We start from the raw sequence: 624 nt of genomic DNA on the forward strand, positions 1-624 counted from the left end.
GTCATGGCTTTATCCATGCTGATAGTATGCATTTACTGTTTAATATGTTTACTTTGTATTTTTTTGGTCGCGCTATAGAAGGGCTTTATCAGCCATTTTTGGGTGGATATGGGTTTGTGGCTTTTTATTTGTTGGCCATTATCATTGCAATGATACCAAGCTATCTGCAAAATAAGAAAAACGCCAGTTATTTAAGCTTAGGTGCATCAGGTGGCGTATCAGCGGTATTGTTTGCTTTTATTCTGTTGGCGCCATGGGAGTCCATCTATCTGTTTGCTATTGTGCCGATTCCTGCGATACTGTTTGCTGTTGCTTATGTTGCCTATAGTATCTACGCTGACAAACGTGGTGGCTCCAATATCAATCATATGGCTCATATGTGGGGCGGTGCGTTCGGTGTGATTGCGACCATCATTCTTGAGCCACAGGTACTGCCACACTTTGTTAACGCTTTACTTTCTCCTAGCTTTTAGCTTATCTAAAATCGATACCAAATAAAATCGATACGTTGTAACGTAAAGCGCAACTGGTATAAATTTTTCTCGCTTGCTGTGTCTACGCTGACAGAGGCTACGAAAAATTTACGCCAGTCTCGCTATATCGTTTTTATAGCGAATTGACTAT

General features: G+C 40.7%; 1 protein-coding gene. It reads left to right on the top strand.

The genetic code is table 11. From position 1 onward, the window contains the following. Positions 1–473: rhomboid family intramembrane serine protease (locus ACS8FD_RS21955; protein ID WP_439277426.1), on the top strand; the 473-nt coding region annotated here is incomplete at its 5' end. Positions 474–624 lie beyond the last annotated feature (151 nt).

Source organism: Psychrobacter sp. 1U2 (genome assembly GCF_051847575.1).